Source organism: Acinetobacter sp. 3657 (genome assembly GCF_031456775.1).
Taxonomy (GTDB): Bacteria; Pseudomonadota; Gammaproteobacteria; order Pseudomonadales; family Moraxellaceae; genus Acinetobacter.
The window spans coordinates 1-22,953 of the sequence record NZ_JAVDVH010000023.1; the positions used below are offsets into that span (position 1 = coordinate 1).

Genomic DNA, 22,953 nt, shown 5'->3' on the forward strand with positions numbered 1-22,953 from the left:
TTGAAAAACTAGTTACAATTCAGACCCAATGAAGCTAATCCGTTAATAACTCTTTGGTTCGTAAGTAAGGCACACACTGTGAAATTTAACTCACAACGTGATTAAGACCCCAAAACACCACAACAGTTTGCTGGCGACAATAGCAAGAGTGAACCACCTGATCCCTTCCCGAACTCAGAAGTGAAACCTCTTCGCGCTGATGGTAGTGTGGCACTTGCCATGTGAGAGTAAGTCATCGCCAGCTTTTAAATACAAAACCTCCCAACTTATGTTGGGAGGTTTTTTTGTTATATACTTTTAATTATTTAAGATGTTTTCAATATGGTTTGGATAGTGGTACAAACATTTTCTTTTCCTTATGAAGCACAAATTGCAAAAACGCAGTTAGAGGCGGCTGAGATTCCTGCTCAAATTGAAAATGAGCATATGATTAATATGAATTGGCTTTACTCTAATGCCTTGGGTGGCGTTCGGTTGTTAGTACCTGAGGTTTATGCAGATGAAGCAAAAGTGATTCTTGCAAAAGATTTTAGTGCTGAGCTAGAGCAAAAATTTGGTGTAAATGAAGAATGTTGTCCAAACTGTGGTAGTAAAAATATCGAAGCTTATATCAAAGGGAAGAAACCAGCTTATATCGTTTTCTTGTTAATTGGTTTTCCATTATTTTTTTATAAGCATGGAAATAAATGTAAGCAATGCCAGTATTTTTGGAGTTAAGTCATCTTCGGTTATAATTTAAAAGCAGATCTATCTAACATTAATAAATAGTATAGAGAATGAAAATGATCAAGAAAAAACAATTAGATGCTGAGCACACAGTTGCTCTATTGATAATCTTAAAAAAACGTTTTGAACAAAACATGCATCGCCATCAAGGAGTCGATTGGGTAGACGTAGAAAATAGATTAAAACAGCAACCGGAAAAGTTATGGTCACTCAATCAAATGGAAGAGACAGGTGGAGAGCCTGATGTGGTCATCTTGTACACTAAATCAAAAGAGATTGTATTTTGTGATTTTGCAGTAGAAACTCCGAAGGGGCGTAGAAGCTTATGTTATGACCGTAAAGCTTTAGAGTCTCGAAAAGAGCACAAGCCTGAAAGTAATGCTATCGATATTGCTGAAATGATAGGGATTGAATTATTGACGGAAGAGCAATATAAAGAACTACAATCGCTTGAACATTTTGATTTAAAAACTTCGAGCTGGGTGAAAACACCAGATGATATTCGTGCGTTGGGCGGTGCTATTTTTTGTGATAGCCGCTATGGTCGAGTATTTACCTACCATAACGGAGCACAATCCTATTATGCAACTCGCGGATTTCGTGGTCTATTAAAAATCTAAATACGCTTAATGTGAAATGCCTCCTGTAAAGAAACTTAAAGTTTTAGGTGGGGGTATTTTTATCTTTTAATTGAGGCAAGCGCTTGCTTGGTTTTGGTGATTTTGATACCTTAGTGTTCATATAAATATTCGAAAACGATGATCAATAATTGCTAGGAAGCACAGTATGCAACTTAATCCGATGTATTACACCGAACAGCATCTTGCATTTGCAGAGAGCATAAAGCGTTTTGTGGAAAAAGAGATCAGTCCATTTATCAATGAGTGGGATGAAGCAGAAACTTTCCCTCGTGAGTTGTATAAAAAAGCTGCGGATATCGGTTTGCTGGGTGTAGGTTTTGATGAGCAATATGGTGGGGTCGCAGATACAGATGCCTTTTATACTTTATTGGCTTCTATTGAACTCGCAAAGTGTACATCAGGTGGGTTAACCGCTTCGTTATTATCTCATACCATTGGTACACCACCGATTCAGCATTTTGCTAATGAAGTGATGAAAGCTGAGGTATTACCACAGATTTTGTCGGGTGAAAAAATCTCTGCATTGGCGATTACTGAACCTGGTGGTGGATCGGATGTGGCAGCATTAAAAACTAAAGCCGTTCGTGACGGTGATGATTATGTTGTCAGTGGCGAAAAGACTTTTATTACTTCTGGAATGCGAGCTGATTACTATACGGTCGCGGTACGTACCGATCCAGATGCCAAGGGTGCAAATGGGATTTCAATGCTACTGATTGATGCTCATAGTGCAGGCATTACCAAGACTAAACTAGATAAGATGGGTTGGTGGGCTTCGGATACGGCACATTTATATTTTGACAATGTTCGAGTTCCTGCAACGAATTTGTTGGGTGCAGAGAATATGGGCTTTTTTGTGATTATGAATAATTTTAATATGGAGCGCTTTTTCCTTGCAGCCAGTAGTTATGGCTTTGCCTTGGTGTGTTATGAGGAAGCTTTGGATTGGGCAAAACAGCGTCAGACTTTTGGTAAACGACTCATTGACCATCAAGTTGTTCGTCATAAATTGGTCGATATGGCGACTCGTTTAACCTCAACACGTGCTTTATTGGAAGATACGGCTTATCGTCTAGGCAAACCCGAATTACAAGGCAATGAGTTGATCGCACAAATTTGTATGCTCAAGAATGTTGCTACGCAAACTATGCAATTTTGTGCCGATGCTGCGGTGCAAACTTTAGGTGGCATGGGCTTTATGCGTGGGATGAAATCTGAACGTATTTACCGTGAAGTTAAAGTGAATATGATTGGTGGCGGAGCAGAAGAAATTATGAAAGATCTAGCCAGTCGCCAGCTTGGATATTAATGCCGGACGATTAATTTAAGAGTAACTTGTTCAAGGAAAATAATAACATGGATGGTTTATCTTTAAACCCAATTTACTACACGGAAGAACATCGTGCTTTTGCGGATAGTGTCAAAAAGTTCGTAGAAAAAGAAATTTCGCCATTTGTGACTGAATGGGATGAAGCGGAAACATTCCCTCGTGAGCTGTATCAAAAAGCGGCGAGTGTTGGATTACTCGGTTTGGGCTTTGATGCGGAACATGGTGGGATTCCAGAGGCAGATGCTTTTCATGTCTTGTTAGCAGCGATTGAAATGGCAAAAGCGGCTTCGGGAGGCGTACATATTTCGCTGATGATTCATAGTATTGGCACACCACCGATTCATCATTTTGCCAAACAACAGATCAGAGATGAGGTGATGCCGCAAATTATTGCGGGGGAGAAAATTTCTGCTTTGGCAATTACTGAACCAAGTGGCGGATCGGATGTAGCAGCGTTAAAAACCAAAGCTGTTCGTGAGGGTGATTATTACATTCTCAATGGGGAAAAAACCTTTATTACTTCGGGAATGCGAGCCGATTATTATACGGTTGCAGTGCGTACTGATCCTGATGCGAAAGGTGCAAAAGGCATTTCGATGTTATTGGTGGATGCTCATAGTCAAGGAATTAGTAAAACGCCATTAAAGAAAATGGGGTGGTGGGCATCGGATACTGCTCACTTGCATTTCGACAATGTGAAAGTGCCAGTCAATCATTTATTGGGCGAAGAAAATGCTGGTTTTAAAGTGATTATGAATAACTTTAATATGGAGCGTTTTTGGTTGGGGGCGATTGCCTATGGTTATGCTTTGGTCTGCTATGAAGAGGCTTTGGATTGGGCAAAACAGCGTCAGACTTTTGGTAAGCGTTTAGTTGACCATCAAGTCGTTCGCCATAAGTTGGTGGATATGGCAACGCAACTGACTGCGACACGAGCATTGTTGGAAGATACTGCTTACCGAATGGGACAGGGAGAGCAGCAAGGTGCAGAGCTAGTCGCTCAAATCTCGATGCTGAAGAACGTAGCAACTCGTACTATGCAATTTTGTGCAGATGCTGCGGTGCAGACTCTAGGTGGAATGGGCTTTATGCGTGGCATGAAATCTGAACGGATTTATCGTGAAGTGAAGGTAAATATGATTGGTGGTGGTGCGGAAGAAATCATGAAAGATTTGATTAGTAAGCAATTGGGTTACTGATCTTTATATGCGGGAGACTATTTTATTGATTCGATCCAATAGTCTCCTTTCCCTTCTGGATGAACTGCGATATACCAAAGTGAGGAATCTTTAGCGTATACGTAAAATTGAAATCCTTGATCCTGCATTTCCTTTTTTGTGCCTCGGTTTACACTATTTATTTTAATTGGAATTGCACCATGATCGCTAAAGTACTTTAAATCTTTGGGTGAAAAGCTAAAACTACCTCTGCCTCTATTTAGATCTAGATCATTTGATTCAATAATATTTTTTGTGCTCGGTGGCAAGATAGGAGGGAGCCAGCCCCGTTCAAATGCATGTTCAGCATGAGCATGCTGTAGATCTGTAAATTTGGTTGTAATGATATCATCTGCACAGCCGAGTATTAGACTGGAAAGTAATATTATGATTAAACATCGCATATATTATCCCTACGAAATTGGCATCGCTTTATTTGTTTTATTTTAATGCTTCAAATATTTCACTTACTAGAATACTTGATATTTTTTTTCGGTCCATCCCTTATTTAAAATCGCCCATCGCTCGTGATCTTTCCATTCTTTTCCACCCACCCGAAGATACTGACGAGATTCACAAAACTAGCTGTTGAAACCAGTCGAATAGAGGCAAGATTATCGGGTTGGATATTGGCTTCTAGTCGATGTAGATTTAGGGTCTGAAAAGCTTCTTTTAAAATAAGTTGTAGACCATTGCGCATATATCCATGACTTGTATAAGGGTAAAAAGCTTCATATCCCAAATAAGCAGAATGAAAGTAACCGTGAACAATATTTGAAATATTAAAGGTCCCTACAATCTCATGACTTTCAGCTAAGCAAACAAAGTAACGATGTTCTTGTTCAAATACTGTTTAAAGTCGCTTGGTGGGTAGATCCAAGGTTGATGAAGTTGAATACTATTTTGGTAAGCTCGTTTAATTTCAACTAAATCAGTTGAATGAGGTTTTTGTATATAAACATTTGTCATTTTTTATTCATATTGCTTTAGTTCATTTTCTAATTCTTCTTTTAAATCGAGAGGATCTATAATCCAAACGGTTATTCCCAGATTAGGTAACACTCCTACTTTTAGACCGTCATTATTTAAATTTGGAAGCCATGTTTCAAGAAAGATATCCAACTCTATTCGAGATGGTTTAAGCGATGGGTAAATTTCACAAAAAGCTGATGCATAGTCAGCATGAGGCCATACAGGTAAATATTCTAGGTTCTGTTGCGGGGTAATAATAAGGAAATTCTCATTAGTGTCTTCTAGTATCCAAAGTTCCTCCCAATCACAAACTTTTGAAATAAAATGTTCATAACGTTGTTTGCTTGTTAATGCAAATACATTTTCAAGTTGTTTGGGATGCATTCGATAACTCATTTCAAAGCCATCTCCCAAACCATTTCCGTCAACTCATCAATCTTTACTTTGCCTTCTGGTCTGTACCATGTCACTGTCCAAGAAATCGAACCACCGACCAAACGTCGCCAGATAAAAGCATCATGTTTGACCTTATCTTGAGTGCGTAATTTTTCGATGACATCGAGCCAGACTTGCTCATACTCATTTCGCATTTTCAGAAGATAATCTTGTTTTTCTTTAGATAAAGCGAACCATTCATGTACCAATACTGCCATTGCAGCACCTGTATCACCTGTAATTGAAATCAACTCAGCTTTGATTAAATCACGTAATTGTTGTTCTGGATCATTTGAGCGTTCAGCCGCTTCTTTTAAACGAGCAAAGTTATAAATGATGGTTTGCTCCATCACTGTCGCTAAAATTTCGTCTTTGCTTTTGAAGTGATGGAATAGGCTGCCCGATTGAATACCAATAAATTCACCGAGTTGGCGGACGGTAGTTTTGTCATAACCTTGTTTATAAAACAAATAAGCGGCACCAAGCAGCAAACGTCCACGAGGGCTGTCATCAAAACAAACAATTTTGGGTATTTGCTCAATTGAAGTTGCGATCATGCCAGTCCGTTATCCCGTTAAATCTAAGTGTATTGTAACAAAATTCATTTCATGAATTGTCTTATCTTTTTATAACAAGCATTTGCTTATAAAAGTCCATTTTTGCCAATACAGCATATCATTATGCACTTTACAAACCAAGCACTTGCTTGGTAATGTTAAGGTGTTTCTGGAATAACAATGAGAAAGCTCATGACAAGTGTCAAACAGGATGACCAAAAAGTAGTAAAAATTGGCTGTGCTTCAGGCTTTTGGGGAGATACCAATACTGCTGCTTTCCAATTGGTGCACCTTAGTGATATTAACTATTTAGTCTTTGATTATCTGTCTGAAATCACCATGTCGATTATGGCAAAAGCGATGATGAATGATCCAAGTCATGGTTATGCGTTGGATTTTGTTAGTCGGGTGATGTCTCCTTTAATCAATAAAATTGCTGAGAAAAAAATTAAAGTCATTAGCAATGCTGGTGGCGTCAATCCGTTGGCCTGTCGTGATGCCTTACAAAAAATTATTGATGAGAAAGGCTTAGATCTAAAAGTTGCGGTGGTACTTGGTGATGATGTGTTGCCAAAACATGCTGAATTATTAAAACAAAATGTGCAAGAAATGTTTAATGGCGAGCCTTTGCCAGCACATGTCGCTAGTAGTAATGCTTATCTAGGTGCAGTTGCGATTCGCGATGCTTTGGACTTAGGCGCGGATATCGTGATTACGGGGCGTGTGGTGGATTCGGCTGTTGTTCTGGCTCCTTTGCTACATGAGTACAAATGGTCGTTGGATGATTTTGACAAGCTTGCACAAGGTTGTTTAGCTGGACATGTAATTGAATGCGGTGCGCAGTGTACAGGCGGTAATTTTACCGATTGGCGTTTGGTTGAAGGCTTTGACAACATGGGCTTTCCAATTGTTGAAGTCAGTGCCGATGCTTCATTCATTGTGACTAAACCACAGGGCACAGGTGGTTTAGTGTCGACAGCTACGGTTGCCGAACAGATTGTTTATGAGATTGGCGATCCTCAAGCTTATTATTTACCTGATGTGACCACAGATTTTAGCCAAGCTCATTTAGAGCAAGTTGGTGAGCATCGCGTGAAAGTGACTGGCGCAACAGGACGAGCGCCTACACCACAATATAAAGTCAGTGCGACCTATGCGGATGGATATCGTGTTTTGGTGAGTTTCCTTATTGCTGGACGCGAAGCACCTGAAAAAGCGCAAGTGATTGCGGATGCGATCATCAATAAATGTGAACGTGTCCTCGCATTGCGTTCAGTACCACCATTTAGTGAAAAATCTGTCGAAATTCTAGGGGTTGAAAGTACTTATGGCGCACATGCCAAAGTCAATGATAGCCGTGAAGTGGTGGTGAAGATTGCAGTTAAGCATATGTTTAAAGAAGCCTGTATGTTCTTTGCATCTGAGATTGCTCAAGCATCGACCGGTATGGCACCTGCTTTGGCAGGTATTGTAGGCGGGCGTCCTAAAGCATCGGCAGTGGTCAAATTATTCTCTTTCCTGATTGATAAAGATCAAATCAATGTTGAAGTGGATTTTGCAGGACAGCGTCATTCTGTACAGATTCCAACAGGTTCATTAACACACGATTTTGTTCCCCATTCAGTTGGTGAGGTTGCAACCTATCAAGGCGACGAAATTGAAGTACCTTTAATTGATGTCGCTCATGCACGTAGTGGCGATAAAGGTAACCATAGCAATATTGGTGTGATTGCACGAAAAGCGGAATACTTACCTTGGATTCGTGCTGCATTGACTGAGGACAGTGTTGCCGAATATATGCAGCATGTTTTAGATCCTGAAAAATCTAAGGTGATTCGTTATGAGTTACCTGCCATGCATGCATTGAATTTTATGTTGGAAAATGCGCTAGGTGGTGGTGGAATTGCCAGTTTACGTATTGATCCACAAGGCAAGGCATTTGCGCAGCAATTATTGGATATGCCAGTGAAAATCCCAGTAAAGTTGTTAGAAAAATAAAGTAAAGGATGTAGAGCAAAATGAGTTATCAATCAATTTTTAGAACCGATGCATTTGCCGATAAAGTGATTATCGTTACAGGTGGTGGTTCTGGTATTGGACGCTGTACGGCACATGAGCTGGCATCTTTGGGTGCGCAAGTCGTGATCACAGGGCGCAAAATTGAAAAGCTGGAAAAAGTTAGCCAAGAAATCATAGAGGACGGTGGCAAAGTCTATTTCATCGTTTGTGATAACCGTGATGAAGAACAAGTCAAAAGTATGATTGCTGAAGTCATTGAAAAATTTGGCAAGCTCGATGGTTTAGTAAATAACGCAGGTGGGCAATTTCCTTCAGCATTGGAAAATATCTCTGCCAATGGCTTTGATGCTGTGGTCCGTAACAATCTGCACTCTACATTCTACTTAATGCGTGAAGCTTATAATCAATGGATGGCAAAGCATGGTGGCAGTATCGTCAACATGACCGCAGATATGTGGGGCGGCATGCCGGGTATGGGGCATTCAGGAGCGGCTCGTTCAGGGGTAGATAACCTAACCAAAACGGCTTCAGTGGAATGGGGTAAATCAGGCGTACGTGTTAATGCAGTTGCACCAGGTTGGATTATTTCCTCTGGCATGGATAACTACAGCGGTGACTTTGCCAAAGTCATTATTCCAAGTTTGGCAAGCAACGTCCCTTTAAAACGTATGGGTACGGAATCAGAAATTTCTTCAGCGATTTGTTATTTACTTTCTGATGCAGCGGCTTTTGTTTCAGGGGTGACTTTACGTATTGACGGTGCAGCATCACAAGGTACGCGCATGTACCCATTGGCGGATGCTACCAACAATGAAGCATTTAATGGTTTCCACCGTGCATTTATTCCAGATATTTTTAAAAATACAGATGGAGAATAAATGATGACTATTCTTCAATCTGAAATCGCTGTAGGTAGTGAGCAATACGAGCAAAACCGTGAAGCGCTATTAAGTCAGCTTGCAGAAGTTCGTGCTGTACAGCAAAAAAGCATTGATAAATCGTATGCTGCAAAACCGAAGTTTGACAAGAAAGGCAAAATCTTGCCGCATGAACGTGTACGTTTATTGCTTGATGCTGATTCACCATTTGTCGAGCTGTGTGGCTTAGTCGGCTACAACATGCATGATGATAAAGATGGTTCTGAAGCTGGTGGTGGCATCATTGCGGGGATCGGCTTTGTGAGTGGTGTCCGCGCTTTAGTGTCTGCCAGTAATAGTGCCATCAAAGGCGGTACCATGTCGCCAATGGGTGTTCAGAAAACCTTACGTTTGCAAAAAATCGCGCTTGAACAAAAGTTACCGATGGTGACTTTGACTGAAAGTGGGGGGGCAAACTTAAATTATGCCGCAGAAGTATTTACCTATGGTGGAATGACTTTTGCCAATCAAGCTCGATTATCTGCAACAGGTATTCCGCAAGTCGCAGTCGTACATGGCAATGCAACCGCAGGTGGCGCATACCAACCAGGTTTGTCTGACTATGTGATTGCGGTGCGCAAACAGACTGAAATGCTGTTGGCAGGTCCACCTTTATTACTCGCTGCAACAGGTGAAGTGGCAACAGCTGAAGAATTGGGTGGTGCAGAAATGCATACACAAGTGTCAGGGGTAGCGGAATATCTTGCTGAAAATGATGCCGATGGTATTCGTTTGGCACGAGAAATTTTTGAGCATTTGAACTGGAAAGAACAAACCACACGTCTTAGTCAAGAATACAAAGAACCTCGTTATTCAGCAGAAGAGCTATTAGGCATCATCCCGCAAGACCCAAAACAACCTTTCGATATGAAAGAGATTGTGGCTCGCATTATTGATGATTCGGATTTTCTGGAGTTTAAACAGGAATACGATGCCTTAACGGTATGTGGCTGGGCAAAAATGGGTGGGGTGCATATTGGTATTATTACCAATAATGGTCCAATTACACCACAAGGTGCAGTCAAAGCGGCACAGTTTATTCATCTCTGTGAGCAGACCCAACGTCCGCTTTTATTTTTGCACAACACTACAGGTTTTATGGTTGGAACAGATGCGGAACAGAACGGCATCATTAAGCATGGTTCCAAGTTGATTCAGGCTGTTGCCAATGCCACTGTGCCTAAAATTTCGATCATTGTTGCTGGCTCTTATGGTGCAGGTAATTATGCAATGTGCGGACGTAGTCTTTCACCGAGCTTTATCTTTGCGTGGCCAAATTCACATGTGGCAGTGATGGGATCAGCACAGGCAGGCAAGGTGTTGCGCATCGTTGCTGAGGGTAAGCAAAAAGCTTCTGGAATGGAGCCGAATCCGCAGATGTTGGATTTCCTCGAGCAAAGTACTGCCATGAAACTTGAGCAGCAGTCGACTGCCTTATTCAACACTGCAATGCTGCATGATGATGGCATTATCGATCCAAGAGATACGCGTAAGGTCCTGATCTTCCTATTACAAACTATATATGAAGCACAGCAACGTGAGTTGAATCCAACCCGATTTGGTGTGTCGAGATTTTAAGAAATCTCTCCTGAGGAACATCGTTCCGTAAGCCTCTTTAATAAAGAGGGGAACTCCTCCCTTTGAAAAGGGAGGTTGGGAGGGATTTATGAATATTAAATTTAAGGAAAAAAACAATGAAATTTACCGCAGAGCATGATGCCTTACGTCGCACTACACGCCAGTTTGTAGAAAATGAATTGAATCCATTTATTCCAGAGTGGGAGGAAGCAGGACGTTTTCCAATTCATGATGTATTTAAAAAAATGGGGAATTTGGGTTTATTAGGCATCTGTAAACCTGAAGAAAATGGCGGTTTGGGCTTAGATTATTCTTATAACCTTGTGGTGGCAGAAGAGTTAGGTCGTGCAGCATGTGGCGGTGTACCGCTTGCGATTGGTGTGCAAACTGATATGGCAACGCCTGCGCTTGCTCGCTTTGGTAGTAAAGAACTTCGAGATGAATTTCTCAATCCAGCCATTTTGGGTGAGTATGTCGCTGCGATTGCTGTTTCAGAAGTACATGCGGGTTCTGATGTTGCCGCGATTAAAACCACAGCCAAAAAAGATGGCGACGACTATGTGATCAATGGTAGCAAAATGTGGATTACCAACTCGCTCCAAGCGGATTTCTTTTGTCTACTTGCCAACACATCTGATGACAAACCACATGTCAATAAATCGATGATCATTGTACCTGCCAAGACTGCAGGAATTAGTTTTTCAGAGCCACTGAATAAGTTGGGAATGCGTTCGACCACGACTGCCCAAGTTTATTTTGACAATGTGCGCGTACCACAGCGTAATCTCGTTGGTGCGGAAGGCATGGGCTTTATGATGCAAATGATGCAGTTCCAAGAAGAGCGGATGTGGGCATGTGCCAATGCGGTCGGTGGTATGGAAAAAGTGATTCAGCAAACCATTGATTATGCGAAAGAGCGGACGACGTTTGGTCAGCCATTGATTAATAATCAATATGTGCATTTTCGTTTTGCAGAGCTGATGACTGAAGTTGAAGCATTGCGAGCACTGACGAATCAAGCCTGTGAACAACATATTGCAGGGGAAAATGTCACCATGTTGGCATCAATGGCAAAACTCAAAGCAGGGCGTTTAAGCCGTGAAGTAGCAGATAGCTGCCTGCAATATTGGGGGGGGAATGGTTTCATGTGGGATAACCCAGCATCGCAATTGTTCCGTGATGGGCGTTTAGGCTCGATTGGTGGTGGTGCGGATGAGATTATGCTGGGGATCATTTGTAAGCTGATGGATATCTTGCCGAAGAAACAGAAGAACTAGGAGAAGAAAGATGACACTTTCAGCTTCACTTGCGCGTTTAGATGTCGATGACAGCATTCAACTTGAACAACAAGGCGGTATTTTAACGCTTTGGCTGAATCGTCCTGAGAGTCGTAATGCCATGAGTTTAAATATGGTCAATGCCATTCAACAGGTGTTTGCGCATATTGCCGATGATGCTTCGATTCGCGCCGTGATTCTGCGCGGTAAAGGCGGTCACTTCTGTGCAGGAGGTGACATCAAAGATATGGCGGCACTTCGTGCAGAAGCTGCCAATGCTGGTAGTTTACAGCCTTATGTTGATTTTAATCGTCGTTTTGGTGCCATGATTGAACAGGTGGATCAAGCACCGCAAACTGTGGTGGTCGTGCTTGAGGGTGCAGTATTGGGCGGTGGTTTTGGTTTGGCTTGTGTCTCTGATATTGCGATTAGCCGTAACGATGCCCAATTTGGTTTGCCTGAAACAGGGCTAGGCATTTTACCTGCGCAAATCGCGCCTTTTGTGGTGAAACGTATTGGTCTGACTCAAGCGCGTCGTTTGGCATTATTGGGTTTACGTTTTAATGGTGAGGCTGCATTGAAGTTTGGTGTGGTACATGAAGTGGCACAGGATGATACCGAGCTAGAACAACAGCTTGCTGAAACGATCCAACTGATTAAGCGTGCTGCACCCTTGGCCTCGCGCGCAACCAAAGCCTTATTACATCGCACGTTAAATGAACCTTTAACTGAACTTTTGGATGATGCTGCACAGCAGTTTGCACAAGCGGTCGGTGGTACAGAAGGCCAAGAGGGCACAATGGCATTTATTCAAAAACGTTTGCCAAATTGGACGTGAACAGTGAAATAGCAAAGCATCGCTTTGCCACTGTGCAAGTGAAAAGCGATGCTTTGAGGAACTTAAAATGAAATTTTCAAAAGTATTAGTGGCCAACCGTGGCGAAATTGCGGTGCGCGTAATGGAAACGGCCAAAGCAATGGGCTATCAAACCGTTGCTGTATATTCCGATGCTGACGCCAATGCCCGACATGTTCAGGTTGCAGATGAAGCTGTGTATATCGGCGCATCTAAAGTTTCAGAATCTTATTTGTCGATTGCCAATATTATTGAAGCGTGCCAAAAGACTGGCGCAAATGCAGTCCATCCGGGCTATGGTTTTTTGTCAGAAAATACTGATTTTGCACAAGCTTGTAGTGATCATGGTATTACCTTTATCGGTCCGAATGCCGCTGCAATTCATTTGATGGGCAGTAAGCGTTTATCCAAAATTGCCATGATTGAGGCTGGTGTGCCGTGTGTACCGGGCTATGAAGGCGATCAGCAGGATATTGATTACTTGGCTGAACAAGCGGAAAAAATTGGTTTCCCATTGATGGTGAAAGCATCTGCTGGCGGTGGCGGGCGCGGTATGCGTTTGGTACACCAAGCTGTTGACGTATTGGAAGCTTTGAAAACGGCACGTTCTGAAGCTGAAAATGCTTTTGGTTCAGGTGAGCTGATTATTGAAAAAGCGGTCATCGCACCTCGCCATGTTGAGATACAAGTGTTTGGGGATACGCATGGTCATTATGTGTATTTGTTCGAACGTGATTGTTCGATTCAACGTCGTCATCAAAAGGTGGTTGAAGAAGCACCTTGTCCAGTTATGACCCCTGAATTACGCCAAAAAATGGGTGAGGCTGCGGTAGCTGCAGCCAAAGCTTGTGATTACATCGGTGCGGGTACGGTAGAATTTTTACTTGATCAATCTGGCGAGTTTTATTTCTTGGAAATGAACACGCGTTTGCAAGTTGAACACCCCGTGACAGAAATGATTACAGGGCTTGATTTGGTTGAATGGCAATTACGAGTCGCCAATGGTGAAACTTTACCATTGCAGCAGCATGAATTGACCTTAAATGGTCATGCGATCGAAGTACGTTTGTATGCTGAAGATCCGCGTCAGGATTTTTTACCGCAAACAGGCAAAGTGTTACGTTGGCAACCTGCGGAGTTGCCGAATGTCCGTATTGATCATGGCATGTTGGAGCAAGGTGAAATTAGCCCATTCTATGACCCGATGGTGGCTAAAGTGATTGCCTATGGCAAAACACGTCAGGATGCAATTCGCCTACTGGCAAGAGCGGTAGATGATTGCGTGCTTTTGGGCGTGAATAGTAATAAACAATTCCTGTCTAATTTGTTACGTCATCCGATTATTGTCGCTGGGGATACCAATACCGCATTTATCCAGCAGCATTTTCAGGATGATGTGAGTCTGCATCAGCAAGTGTTAGAGCTTGAAACTTTGGCTGTTGCTGCCGCATTATTTACTCAACAGAATCAATCTAATCAAACATGGCAAACCGGTGTTTCAGTTCCTTTTCCATTAAGATTGAAATATGCCGATCAGCAACTATTGTTGCATGTTCAGTCAAATCATCATCAAGTCACGGTTCAACTATGCGACCAACATGCTACGGTTGATGTAGTCGAGATCGTTGATGGTACAATTGTCTATCAAGCCAATGGTATACGCCGTAAGCTGAATTATGTTTTGGATCAGAATCAACTGTATTTAGATGCAGGCAATGGCAACATTGTGATTGAAAATAGCACCTATGCAGCGCCTGAAGCCGCAGAGGTTATTGGTGATGGCAAAATCCGTGCACCTATGGATGGTGCAATCGTTAATCTTTTGGTCAATGTCGGTGATACGGTGAGCAAAGGACAGACCTTATTGGTGTTGGAAGCAATGAAGATTCAGCAACAAATCAAGTCTGATGTTGATGGGGTTGTTGATGAGTTAATTGGCCAAGTCGGACAACAAGTGAAAAAACGGCAACTACTGTTAAATGTTTCGATTGCTTAATCCATATTGAATAAAAAGCTAGGTCAATCGACCTAGCTTTTTAATAAGGCGAATACAGGTGCTAAGGAGCCTGTACTATTTCCTTTTAATTCCTGTGTCGCAAATTCTGCCAAAGCTTGTTCATGTGCAAGTAAATATTTTAGAAAATCTTGGGTATCGGCTCCAGCATGTTGATTCATGCGTTCAAAGGTCGCCATAAATGGTTTTGTGCCTTGTTTGAGTAAGCGCATGGCAAGTTTCCAAGGGAGCTTTGCCATTGCAATACCCGATGCTTTGGCCTGTAGTTTGACATGAGGTCGAATTGAAGCCGTTTGGCCTTGTTCTTTTAAAAACAGTTGGAGTTTTTGCAGTGTTTGGGTTTCCAGTTGCGCCAATATTTGCCATTTGTGTTGTTGGTCAACAGAACGCGAGTACTTGGCTGCATTGAGAAAAATCAATTCACCCAATATTTCCGATTCAAGTGCAATATTGAGATCTTGTTGATAATTTGGATAAGTCATTCCTTTGATTTCCATAAAAATTAAGCGTGATTGTGCAAGGTGAATGTCGGTCTATGAATCAGTATAAGTAAAAAATCCCAGCGGTGAAATAGTGACCATCCCGATCAATGGGATGGTACTTATTTTATGGGAACATGCTTGATCTTAATGTTTCTAGGCGCTGTTGATACTGTTGCTGCCATTCGGCCTCTGAGAGCTGATTTTTCAAAGGTTGCATGTCTTGTTGTAATTGTTGTAATGCTTGTTGGTATTGATTCACTTGTTGCTGTTGTTGTATTTCACGTTGATCTCGACGTTGAATGTCTTGTCGTTCCTGTTCCGTGAGATAACGTTGCTGCAAGATCTGTTTTAAACGTTCAGTCTCGGCAGAATTGTTGTGGTTTTGATTGAGTAATTCAATGGATTGTTCGTACAGTCCAATTTTGCTTTGTTGTTGAGTTGCATCTGGATATCGACGTTGCAATTCCTCGAAAGCTTTTAAACGTTGTTCTGCATTCAGATTCCTATTTTGCTTAATCTCTGCATAAGCAAATTTGTAATCCGCATAGTTACGCTCTTGTCCAAAACCAAGCATCGCTTCAGCTTTTCCCAGCGTTTGTTCTCTTAATTTCCATAAAGCATTGAAACGTTCTTGCGGAGATAAGGAGGTTGAAAGCACTGTACTTTGCATATGTTGTTCATATTGCGGCATACGTTTTAATAAATTTTCAACCAAATGCGCAAACTCTTGGTCTGGATAATTTGCCAATGCTTTTGCTAAAGCCGCATTACAGTCTTGTACATGACAATTCGCTTTAAAGTCATTCAAAAATTGAGTGATATTTCCAGGTTGCTTCTGAAGCACTTGTAATTGTTTCAATAAGGATTCTTGAAAAAGCTCATCTGTGGTTTTATTCTGCATAGTCCCATCTGTCGAATGCATTGTTGAATCATCAGAGAATGGCATGGTTTGGCTTTGTTGGATTGCAGCGGAAGAGGCGTTGCTCTTCCAGACTACAATTCCGACCAAGACCAGTAAAACAATAACGATTGTCAGTAATAGTCTTTTATTCATCCACAGTATTCCGTTTTATGGATTGTAATTAAAATGTCCCATCACAGGGAAGTGGTCAGAAAGATCCCATGTCATAAACAGTGGGTCTGCGGTAGAACGTAAAATACGAACATCATTACGCGATTGAATCGGTTGGCGATGTGTATTTGAAGAAACCACATAATCCAAGTATTCAACCGTTGTGCCACCTGAACCTGCTGCACCTGCGAGTTTGTTAATACGCGGATCAAATGTAGATTCGGTATAACCCGTGCTGACGGATGCAGTCGCGTTCAGATTGGTAAGCATGTCTTGATAATCTTGCGGCCATAACAGCTTGTTGACATTAAAGTCTCCGCCCATCAACACAGCATCAAAACTCGGGATATTTTGTTGGTTGATTAACTGACGAATTTGCTGGAATTGAACTTGGCGTAGGGCGCGCGCTTCGGTGGTATCAAATGATGCGGTATGCGTTGAAGTCACATGATAGGCTTTACCATTTTTGATAATTTCGGCATACAACACGCCTTTATCCGCAAAACAATCTGTCCCTGTACAATCTGGATAAATCTGTTGTGCTGTTTTCACAATAGGATAACGACTGACGATCACGAGACCACTATCAAATAAGTTATAGCCTGAACCGACTGGGATATGTGTTTGATATGGATATTGTTGTGCCAGTTGATTCAACATCCCTGTACGAGATGATGCAAATGCTTCTTGCATTAAAATCACATCATAACCATTTAAATGATTTGGAAGTTCTGCTAAACGCTCACTAATTTTACTTGCAACCATGGGCAGAGCGTAAATGTTATAGGACAGTACTTTTAATTCATCTGCACTGCTTGAGATCGGTTCTTGGACAGTGTTTTGATGGATGGTGTAATGAAAATCATCATAACCGCCTGTATATACAGCTTTAACCGCAGCCTGTGCCGATAAGCCTGCATAAGTAGTATTGATGCGATGAACATTGCGATCAGTATACCAAGGTGATGTAGTAGATGCCGTTTGGATACCGTGCTTGATGGTACTTCCAGACCAAGTCCCCGTCATCGATTGTTTGAATGTTACTTGTGAGCTTCCACTCGAAACAACCGTATCAAAATTATAAGTCTGTCCAGATTTTAATCCTGAATAACGATTCATGCGCAGCACACGCTTGGTTTCATAAGGCGCAAGTTGTGTTGCTTCTTGTGCCCACTGGTTTCCTTGTTCTAATGTTTGACTACCAGTATGGTTGACTTGTATTGATACAGTTTCAGGTGTGGTATTGGTAATGAACACATAAGAATCTGCCAGTGTATCTTGCATGGCAAAAGTACCCATCAGTAGTGTTGTTGCTACACTGAATTTAATATTTTTCAGCCCCATTTAATGTTTCTCCTTGTTGATAGTGCATTGCGTTGATGAATATCTTCAATCAAGCAATCTTGTTGATTTTCATTTTTGAAAATTAGTGTTGTTATTTGTTCGCAAATTATCATAATAAAATTTTGTTGCTAAATCATGTAATTTTTAAACCGTTCGTCTGATTCAGGAAAAAGCAATCTATATAGATGATTTTGAAATAGTCATTCGCTAATGTTTTTGATTGCTACGATAAACTTGATGGGAGGTGTAGGTTCGAATATGAAAATTTATTATCTATTGATAGATTTTTTATACAAATAAAAAATCTGACAGGGAGATTGCCCCCTGACAGATTGAGTAAAGTAAATGAGAGGATTAAGCTTGATCTGCTGCGCTGATGGCTGCACTGGCTTGTTTGAGGCTATATAGCAATTGTCCTAAAAGTACATCTTTATTGCTTAACGTCACCATGACCATTGGGTGATGGGGAGAGGGAATAGCCGTCAGTATCGCTTTGCCATTTTCTGCATCTAAGGTAATACTTTGACATCCTGTGAGTTGGATCTCATTGAGAAAAGCACTGACCATCGCCAGTATTGAGCTGCTTACCGCTGCCAGTTTGCTACTGTTATATGGATTTTTTTTATAAATCGAAGCAAGCTCAAAACCATCGGTAGAGCAAAGCATAATGTAGTCAATGCCTCGAATATTGATCAAAATATCATTGGCTTGCGCTTTCGCAAACTGAATAAGTTCTTTTGGCGCGGTACGTTGTTGGCTGGGAATACTGAGCATAATTCTTCTCTTTTATAAAGTGATTAATTGGTCGCTTTTAAATTGACTTCTAGTGTGGCAATCAGTGATTCAATCATGAGCAGGATATGTTCTTGTTTACGGGCATCTATAAAAAATAGTGGGTATTGATAGTTGTTTTGGATTAACCAATCTCGATAGATTGACGTGGGCTGTCCTTTGTTTTCATCTACGTGTGTAACACCAATCGAGATGTTTTGCGTATAGTCTTTAAATCGATCTAAATAGCCTTCAAGTTCTTCCAGTGGAACTTTACTATTGTGATCGACCAGTAGCACCACACCCAGTGCACCTTGGCAAATGACAGGCCAAATAAAGTCAAAACGTGTTTGCCCTGGCGTCCCATAAAGACCGATTTTTACGCCATCATCAAGTGTGATTTCGCCGTAATCAATCCCTACAGTCGTTTCTACTTTATTATGCGCTTGGGTATCCGTATTGAATGCTTCCGTGGCAAGTACTGGAATTTCCGAGAGAGATTTGATCGCTTCTGTTTTCCCTGAACCCATACTTCCTGCGAAAACAATTTTATATTGTTGAAGTATCATGTCATTCCTTAAAGACCAAAACGGCGTCTAATTTTGCCGAAAAATTTATTTAAAAAACCGTGTTGTTCTGTCGTTTGTTCAGCAGTCTCTGTTTGTAAATAATGGCTTTCTGAAGCCGAGACGATGCTGCCGTTGCTTGAAACGATGCAAGCAGAAATAAATTGTTGAACTGTTTGAATCGGTAGTTTTAATTGTGTGGCAACTTGACCAAGTTGAGCGCCTTGGATAAAACATGCTGAAAGTTGTAGGATGGTTTTACGATCATTGTGCTGAGCAGGTTGTGGCCAAAAATCGAGTTTGTAATACTCATTCTCGCTAGGGGCGAGGCGCTGAAATTCGACAGAATGCCAAAAAAGATTCCATAACCAGTCTTGTAAGTTGTATTCCACTTTACGCGACACTTTGGTGAAATCGGACGTTGTGGCAAATTCATAATTAAAACTATGGTTAGTTTGTGTATGGGTACGTGTCGGTTCTAGCCAAGCAATTTGGCTGCGTGTATCAATAATCGCTAAAGTCCCGTGATCATCAAAAAGATGCAGACGAGCATTTTCTGGATTTAACATCTCTGTTAAAAACTTTTGATTGATAGCATTGTGTGTCGAGACCAGTTCCACTTTTGGTTGTTGCATTCGTTGATCAGACAAATAACTTAAAAGGCGAAGATGAATCCAGTTCTTGAGTGCATCAGTGTGTTGGAAGGGTAGAAAAAGTGTGTTGTGTTCTTCTATGTGACAAGAACCTTGTCCCTTTGATATCTTTAAACAAGGGAGTTGTTTTTGTTCTAAAATGCGTTGGATACCCTCGGTATCGAAAAAGTTTTCATTTATTAATAATAAGTCTATATTTGGATCGGCAATATTAATCCAATTAATGCCAAACTCATTAGGTATTGTTTTTCTAAGTTCTAATTTTAACTCATCTGAAACTTTTAAACTTATACCTGAAATCGCGATATTAATGCAATGCCCATTCATAGTATCACTTTAATAATGGTAAAATATTGGACTGAGCAAAATTAGTCTTTTTAGAAAGACTAATATTAGACCTCTTATATTATTTTTAATTTTAACTAAAATAAAAATAGATATAGGAAGTCTAATATATTAAATGTTTTGCTATTGCTAATTAAGCAAAGTCTAACTCTTTCTCAAACGTTTTCAGTTCATGACGAGCCATTGCAAGGTTGGATTTACTGCGGTCTAGTACAACATAAAGGAATAGATTTCCATTGCTTTCCAATGGGCGGATGAGGTGGTAAGCCTTACCTAGTGTAATTAAAATGTCTTCAATATCATCGTTTAGTTTCAATGAGTTAGCAACACGGCGTTTTGCTCGTATAACCTCAGTATTACCTGCAGCTGCAAGCTCTAAATCAATTGTGCCCCCACCTTGAGTTGCGAGCGCTAAGCCACTTTCTGTGTCTACTAATGCTGCTGCAACGAAACCATCAATGTTTGATAAGCTTTCTAATGAAATTTTAGCCATGATATTATCTCTACTGATACATTCTTGTTTATAAGTTTATATAAGTTACTTTTGTTTTAATTGGTTTTCAAAAGTACTTAATTTCATTATAGGAGAGTATTTTATTAAATCAATAATGCTTTAGCCTAATTTAAATAATAGAAATGTTAGGAATTGACAATTTTTGTCAAGTAAACGAATTATAATATTAATTAAGGATTATATTTTGTTTTAAATGTGATTTTATTCACAATAATGATGGGGTTTTCTTGGTTTTTTGTATTGTAAATAAATGTAAAAGTGTTTTAATTAGAATTCTTAAACTAATAATTAAATAAACTAAAGTGTGTGTAAGTTTGGGAAGGGATAGAGAAAGTTATTCTTCTTTCTCTATCTGAGAGAAGGTGTTTAAACATAAACCAATTGGCTGTAAGCACAATATAAAATCATCAGAATAAGCAATGCCACCAGTGGAGCAGCGATATAGGACCACGTCGGTGTGAGCGGAGGAGTCGCTTCCAATACGGTATCTTCATGCGCATTCGGTTGTGCTTGATGAACCAATTGATTAAATTCTTGCATGGTTGCTTCAAGAGAGATTTCTTCTTGTTCAACGGGCTTAGAGCCTAATAATTCGGTTAACTGATTGGTTGACCACACCCAGTCTTCGGCTTGTCCAGATAAGTGCTCAATTTGACCCAACAGTAACTCTGTTAAACCTGCTAAACCAAAACTTCCTGTTTGGTCTAATTGTTTTAATTCGGCGAATTGTAACGATAACACCTCAGTCAGACTGGTTTCTAATTCTGAGGCACTGAGCGTTGATTGGTTGTGCGCTGAGGTGGTCAGGTGTCGTGTGATTTCTTGGATATAAAGTGGATCAGAGTTTTGAACCTCCTGATACAGCTTTTGATGATTTTGTTTCCAAAGGCTAATCAATCGACCAAGCGCAAGCGCATTGATCTCGTCAATATGAAGTTGCTTTTCTTTTTGAGAATATTGATTAAAAAGTTGTGGTTTTTGAATTTTAATTTGTTCAGAAAAATATTGAACTAAGTCAAATGCCATCAGGGATATCCTCGTTTAATCTAGAATTCTAAGAGAAGGTTTCTTTTTACTTGGTTCAGTTTTTTGCTTTGGTTCATCTATTTGAGCTGTTGTGGTGACTTCAATATCAGTATATTCAGAAGGGTCGAAAAATAAACCTTGTCCATTTTCTTTTGCATAGATACCCAATACTGCCTGAATGGGCACATAGATTTCTTTTGCTACGCCGCCAAATCGAGCAGAAAAACAAATCATTTCATTGCTGATGTTTAGCTGATGAACCGCATGTGGTGCAAGATTCAAAACAATTTGACCATCTTTGACAAATTGCAGCGGAACATCAGTATGTGGCTGTGTTGCATCGACCAGTAAATAAGGCGTCAGTTGATTATCGCAAATCCATTCATAAATGGCACGAGCAAGATATGGGCGTGTCGGTGTAAAAGTTATTTGCTCAGACATAATTGAAAAACTTATTAAATCGTAGAAATCAATTCATTGTAGCTGTTTTTTTCTTGGGCTGTCATTGATTTAGTGAACGATGGACGGCTAAAGATACGATGACAATACAAGAAAATAGGTCGGCAGTGCTGTGCAGGTAGTTCAATCCCCATACTTTTTAATCTCAGAAAAATCGGCGCGAGCATACAATCTAAGATAGAAAAGGTTTCAGACATAAAAAAGGGGTAATGTTGGAACAGCGGTGTTAAAGAAATAAGGGTATCTCTAAGTTCTTTTTGTGCTTTTTGCTTTTGCTTTGGGTCGAGTGTATCGCTATGTCTCAACATTTGATCAGCGAGCTTGAACCAGTCTTGTTCAAAACGCCAGATATATTGGCGCTGCTCGGCTCTCGTCATTGGGGCATCAGCATATAATTTATTTTGACGGTAGCGATCATCTAAATATTCAGCAATGACATTTGGTGAAAATAATTTTAGATTTTGTTCGATCAGCATCGGGAGTTGATTGTATGGATTTAGATCTGCTAAATCTTCATCTTCATGGTCGGTTATGATTAGATGATATTTGATTTGCTTTTCTGCTAATAACAAGCGAATCCAGTGTGAACGGAAATCATCTGCATGACTATAAAGGGTAATGCCCTGAACTGGGGTATTCTCAACCGACGACATATTACAAAGCTAGAGATATAAACGGTTCAGCATACTAAAAAACCGCAGAAAAAGCATCCATGAAATTTCATCGTGACTATAAATAAAAAAACCTCGGAGAAATCCGAGGTTTTTTGTCCAATTCGAAAAACGATTAACGTTTAGAGAATTGAGGACGCTTACGTGCTTTACGTAAACCAAGTTTCTTACGTTCAACTTCACGAGCATCACGAGTAACGAAACCAGCTTGACGAAGAGCAGGTTTTAGATCTTCATCAGCAGCGATCAATGCACGAGTAATACCGTGACGGATAGCGCCAGCTTGACCACCTATACCACCGCCTTTAACGGTGATATAAAGGTCAAATTTTTCAGTTACTTCTAAAAGCTCTAAAGGCTGACGCACAACCATACGAGCAGTTTCACGACCGAAATATTGCTCTAGAGTACGATTGTTAATTACGAGTTTGCCTGTACCAGCTGACAAGAAAACACGTGCAGTTGCGGTCTTACGGCGAACTGTACCATAATTTGTAGCCATGTGCTGTAT

At 40.7% G+C, this 22,953-nt stretch carries 24 protein-coding genes, 1 rRNA gene and 1 pseudogene; 11 read left to right on the top strand and 15 right to left on the bottom strand.

All coding sequences use genetic code 11. The features are described 5' to 3' along the window. The first annotated feature begins 129 nt into the window (after nt 1-129). The 5 genes from rrf (at nt 130) to J2Y37_RS15495 (ending at nt 3,896) form a co-directional block, all read left to right on the top strand. Nucleotides 130-244: ribosomal RNA gene (rrf, locus tag J2Y37_RS15475) — 5S ribosomal RNA — on the top strand. Nucleotides 245-321: 77 nt separating this feature from the next. After that, nucleotides 322-717, top strand: a complete 396-nt coding sequence (locus J2Y37_RS15480) for a DUF2007 domain-containing protein (protein WP_004669674.1) — start codon at nt 322-324, stop codon at nt 715-717. Between the two features lie 65 nt (nt 718-782). Next, nucleotides 783-1,346: a DUF4256 domain-containing protein gene (locus tag J2Y37_RS15485; RefSeq protein ID WP_349033380.1), complete on the top strand. Its 564-nt coding sequence runs from the start codon at nt 783-785 to the stop codon at nt 1,344-1,346. Between the two features lie 166 nt (nt 1,347-1,512). Further along, complete coding sequence (locus tag J2Y37_RS15490) at nt 1,513-2,676, top strand: acyl-CoA dehydrogenase family protein (RefSeq protein ID WP_349033381.1); 1,164 nt, start codon at nt 1,513-1,515, stop codon at nt 2,674-2,676. Nucleotides 2,677-2,723: 47 nt separating this feature from the next. Continuing rightward, nucleotides 2,724-3,896 (top strand): acyl-CoA dehydrogenase family protein, encoded by a 1,173-nt coding sequence (locus J2Y37_RS15495; RefSeq protein WP_349033382.1) that lies wholly within the window; start codon nt 2,724-2,726, stop codon nt 3,894-3,896. A 17-nt stretch (nt 3,897-3,913) separates the two neighbouring features. Here the strand turns inward: J2Y37_RS15495 and J2Y37_RS15500 are convergent, their stop codons facing one another. The 4 genes and pseudogenes from J2Y37_RS15500 to J2Y37_RS15515 all read right to left on the bottom strand — a co-directional run bounded on the left by J2Y37_RS15500 (nt 3,914) and on the right by J2Y37_RS15515 (nt 5,878). Next, nucleotides 3,914-4,318 (bottom strand): hypothetical protein, encoded by a 405-nt coding sequence (locus J2Y37_RS15500; protein WP_349033383.1) that lies wholly within the window; start codon nt 4,316-4,318, stop codon nt 3,914-3,916. Nucleotides 4,319-4,422: 104 nt separating this feature from the next. Beyond that, nucleotides 4,423-4,743 (bottom strand): annotated as a pseudogene (locus J2Y37_RS15505) (GNAT family N-acetyltransferase); the annotation flags it as partial. A gap of 143 nt (nt 4,744-4,886) precedes the next feature. Then, nucleotides 4,887-5,270: a DUF2750 domain-containing protein gene (locus J2Y37_RS15510; protein WP_349033384.1), complete on the bottom strand. Its 384-nt coding sequence runs from the start codon at nt 5,268-5,270 to the stop codon at nt 4,887-4,889. A gap of 8 nt (nt 5,271-5,278) precedes the next feature. Continuing rightward, complete coding sequence (locus tag J2Y37_RS15515) at nt 5,279-5,878, bottom strand: TetR/AcrR family transcriptional regulator (protein ID WP_349033385.1); 600 nt, start codon at nt 5,876-5,878, stop codon at nt 5,279-5,281. Between the two features lie 192 nt (nt 5,879-6,070). On the opposite strand from J2Y37_RS15515, the gene J2Y37_RS15520 reads away from it, so the two are divergent. From J2Y37_RS15520 to J2Y37_RS15545, 6 genes are all read left to right on the top strand, one after another. Beyond that, the gene (locus J2Y37_RS15520; RefSeq protein WP_349033386.1) at nt 6,071-7,876 is read left to right on the top strand and encodes an acyclic terpene utilization AtuA family protein; all 1,806 of its coding nucleotides are present in this window, start codon (nt 6,071-6,073) and stop codon (nt 7,874-7,876) included. A gap of 20 nt (nt 7,877-7,896) precedes the next feature. Beyond that, complete coding sequence (locus J2Y37_RS15525; protein ID WP_349033387.1) at nt 7,897-8,775, top strand: SDR family oxidoreductase; 879 nt, start codon at nt 7,897-7,899, stop codon at nt 8,773-8,775. Further along, nucleotides 8,776-10,392 carry a carboxyl transferase domain-containing protein gene (locus J2Y37_RS15530; RefSeq protein ID WP_349033388.1) on the top strand — a complete coding sequence of 539 codons (1,617 nt, stop codon included), beginning with the start codon at nt 8,776-8,778 and terminating at the stop codon, nt 10,390-10,392. Nucleotides 10,393-10,508: 116 nt separating this feature from the next. Then, the gene (locus J2Y37_RS15535; protein ID WP_005195202.1) at nt 10,509-11,669 is read left to right on the top strand and encodes an acyl-CoA dehydrogenase family protein; all 1,161 of its coding nucleotides are present in this window, start codon (nt 10,509-10,511) and stop codon (nt 11,667-11,669) included. Nucleotides 11,670-11,679: 10 nt separating this feature from the next. Continuing rightward, nucleotides 11,680-12,507, top strand: a complete 828-nt coding sequence (locus J2Y37_RS15540; protein ID WP_349033389.1) for an enoyl-CoA hydratase-related protein — start codon at nt 11,680-11,682, stop codon at nt 12,505-12,507. Nucleotides 12,508-12,574: 67 nt separating this feature from the next. Continuing rightward, on the top strand, nt 12,575-14,521 hold the full coding sequence (locus J2Y37_RS15545; protein WP_349033390.1) for an acetyl/propionyl/methylcrotonyl-CoA carboxylase subunit alpha: 1,947 nt from the start codon (nt 12,575-12,577) through the stop codon (nt 14,519-14,521). Nucleotides 14,522-14,553: 32 nt separating this feature from the next. On the opposite strand, the gene J2Y37_RS15550 is transcribed toward J2Y37_RS15545, so the two are convergent. From J2Y37_RS15550 to rpsI, 11 genes are all read right to left on the bottom strand, one after another. Next, nucleotides 14,554-15,021: a hypothetical protein gene (locus J2Y37_RS15550; RefSeq protein ID WP_349033391.1), complete on the bottom strand. Its 468-nt coding sequence runs from the start codon at nt 15,019-15,021 to the stop codon at nt 14,554-14,556. 124 nt (nt 15,022-15,145) lie between these two features. Next, nucleotides 15,146-16,075, bottom strand: coding sequence for a lipase secretion chaperone (locus J2Y37_RS15555; protein ID WP_349033392.1), 930 nt, complete (start codon nt 16,073-16,075; stop codon nt 15,146-15,148). Nucleotides 16,076-16,090: 15 nt separating this feature from the next. Beyond that, nucleotides 16,091-17,437 carry a sphingomyelin phosphodiesterase gene (locus J2Y37_RS15560; RefSeq protein ID WP_349033393.1) on the bottom strand — a complete coding sequence of 449 codons (1,347 nt, stop codon included), beginning with the start codon at nt 17,435-17,437 and terminating at the stop codon, nt 16,091-16,093. A gap of 354 nt (nt 17,438-17,791) precedes the next feature. Next, nucleotides 17,792-18,211, bottom strand: coding sequence for a roadblock/LC7 domain-containing protein (locus J2Y37_RS15565; RefSeq protein WP_004669641.1), 420 nt, complete (start codon nt 18,209-18,211; stop codon nt 17,792-17,794). Between the two features lie 23 nt (nt 18,212-18,234). Then, entirely contained in the window at nt 18,235-18,777 is a 543-nt protein-coding gene (locus tag J2Y37_RS15570; protein WP_005195210.1) for an ATP/GTP-binding protein, read from the bottom strand. An 8-nt stretch (nt 18,778-18,785) separates the two neighbouring features. Next, nucleotides 18,786-19,754: a hypothetical protein gene (locus J2Y37_RS15575; RefSeq protein ID WP_349033394.1), complete on the bottom strand. Its 969-nt coding sequence runs from the start codon at nt 19,752-19,754 to the stop codon at nt 18,786-18,788. Between the two features lie 151 nt (nt 19,755-19,905). Further along, nucleotides 19,906-20,265 (bottom strand): hypothetical protein, encoded by a 360-nt coding sequence (locus tag J2Y37_RS15580; protein ID WP_004669635.1) that lies wholly within the window; start codon nt 20,263-20,265, stop codon nt 19,906-19,908. 387 nt (nt 20,266-20,652) lie between these two features. Continuing rightward, nucleotides 20,653-21,312, bottom strand: a complete 660-nt coding sequence (locus J2Y37_RS15585) for a hypothetical protein (protein WP_349033395.1) — start codon at nt 21,310-21,312, stop codon at nt 20,653-20,655. A gap of 15 nt (nt 21,313-21,327) precedes the next feature. Continuing rightward, complete coding sequence (locus J2Y37_RS15590) at nt 21,328-21,753, bottom strand: ClpXP protease specificity-enhancing factor (protein WP_005195215.1); 426 nt, start codon at nt 21,751-21,753, stop codon at nt 21,328-21,330. Between the two features lie 14 nt (nt 21,754-21,767). Then, complete coding sequence (locus J2Y37_RS15595) at nt 21,768-22,424, bottom strand: glutathione S-transferase N-terminal domain-containing protein (RefSeq protein WP_004669630.1); 657 nt, start codon at nt 22,422-22,424, stop codon at nt 21,768-21,770. Between the two features lie 133 nt (nt 22,425-22,557). Beyond that, nucleotides 22,558-22,944, bottom strand: coding sequence for a 30S ribosomal protein S9 (gene rpsI, locus J2Y37_RS15600; RefSeq protein WP_349033396.1), 387 nt, complete (start codon nt 22,942-22,944; stop codon nt 22,558-22,560). Nucleotides 22,945-22,953 lie beyond the last annotated feature (9 nt).

Coding starts and splice junctions, on each gene's coding strand:
- J2Y37_RS15480 (WP_004669674.1), top strand. CDS start 322: ATGGTTTGGATAGTGGTACAAACATTTTCTTTTCCTTATGAAGCACAA.
- J2Y37_RS15485 (WP_349033380.1), top strand. CDS start 783: ATGATCAAGAAAAAACAATTAGATGCTGAGCACACAGTTGCTCTATTG.
- J2Y37_RS15490 (WP_349033381.1), top strand. CDS start 1,513: ATGCAACTTAATCCGATGTATTACACCGAACAGCATCTTGCATTTGCA.
- J2Y37_RS15495 (WP_349033382.1), top strand. CDS start 2,724: ATGGATGGTTTATCTTTAAACCCAATTTACTACACGGAAGAACATCGT.
- J2Y37_RS15500 (WP_349033383.1), bottom strand. CDS start 4,318: ATGCGATGTTTAATCATAATATTACTTTCCAGTCTAATACTCGGCTGT.
- J2Y37_RS15510 (WP_349033384.1), bottom strand. CDS start 5,270: ATGCATCCCAAACAACTTGAAAATGTATTTGCATTAACAAGCAAACAA.
- J2Y37_RS15515 (WP_349033385.1), bottom strand. CDS start 5,878: ATGATCGCAACTTCAATTGAGCAAATACCCAAAATTGTTTGTTTTGAT.
- J2Y37_RS15520 (WP_349033386.1), top strand. CDS start 6,071: ATGACAAGTGTCAAACAGGATGACCAAAAAGTAGTAAAAATTGGCTGT.
- J2Y37_RS15525 (WP_349033387.1), top strand. CDS start 7,897: ATGAGTTATCAATCAATTTTTAGAACCGATGCATTTGCCGATAAAGTG.
- J2Y37_RS15530 (WP_349033388.1), top strand. CDS start 8,776: ATGATGACTATTCTTCAATCTGAAATCGCTGTAGGTAGTGAGCAATAC.
- J2Y37_RS15535 (WP_005195202.1), top strand. CDS start 10,509: ATGAAATTTACCGCAGAGCATGATGCCTTACGTCGCACTACACGCCAG.
- J2Y37_RS15540 (WP_349033389.1), top strand. CDS start 11,680: ATGACACTTTCAGCTTCACTTGCGCGTTTAGATGTCGATGACAGCATT.
- J2Y37_RS15545 (WP_349033390.1), top strand. CDS start 12,575: ATGAAATTTTCAAAAGTATTAGTGGCCAACCGTGGCGAAATTGCGGTG.
- J2Y37_RS15550 (WP_349033391.1), bottom strand. CDS start 15,021: ATGACTTATCCAAATTATCAACAAGATCTCAATATTGCACTTGAATCG.
- J2Y37_RS15555 (WP_349033392.1), bottom strand. CDS start 16,075: ATGAATAAAAGACTATTACTGACAATCGTTATTGTTTTACTGGTCTTG.
- J2Y37_RS15560 (WP_349033393.1), bottom strand. CDS start 17,437: ATGGGGCTGAAAAATATTAAATTCAGTGTAGCAACAACACTACTGATG.
- J2Y37_RS15565 (WP_004669641.1), bottom strand. CDS start 18,211: ATGCTCAGTATTCCCAGCCAACAACGTACCGCGCCAAAAGAACTTATT.
- J2Y37_RS15570 (WP_005195210.1), bottom strand. CDS start 18,777: ATGATACTTCAACAATATAAAATTGTTTTCGCAGGAAGTATGGGTTCA.
- J2Y37_RS15575 (WP_349033394.1), bottom strand. CDS start 19,754: ATGAATGGGCATTGCATTAATATCGCGATTTCAGGTATAAGTTTAAAA.
- J2Y37_RS15580 (WP_004669635.1), bottom strand. CDS start 20,265: ATGGCTAAAATTTCATTAGAAAGCTTATCAAACATTGATGGTTTCGTT.
- J2Y37_RS15585 (WP_349033395.1), bottom strand. CDS start 21,312: ATGGCATTTGACTTAGTTCAATATTTTTCTGAACAAATTAAAATTCAA.
- J2Y37_RS15590 (WP_005195215.1), bottom strand. CDS start 21,753: ATGTCTGAGCAAATAACTTTTACACCGACACGCCCATATCTTGCTCGT.
- J2Y37_RS15595 (WP_004669630.1), bottom strand. CDS start 22,424: ATGTCGTCGGTTGAGAATACCCCAGTTCAGGGCATTACCCTTTATAGT.
- rpsI (WP_349033396.1), bottom strand. CDS start 22,944: ATGGCTACAAATTATGGTACAGTTCGCCGTAAGACCGCAACTGCACGT.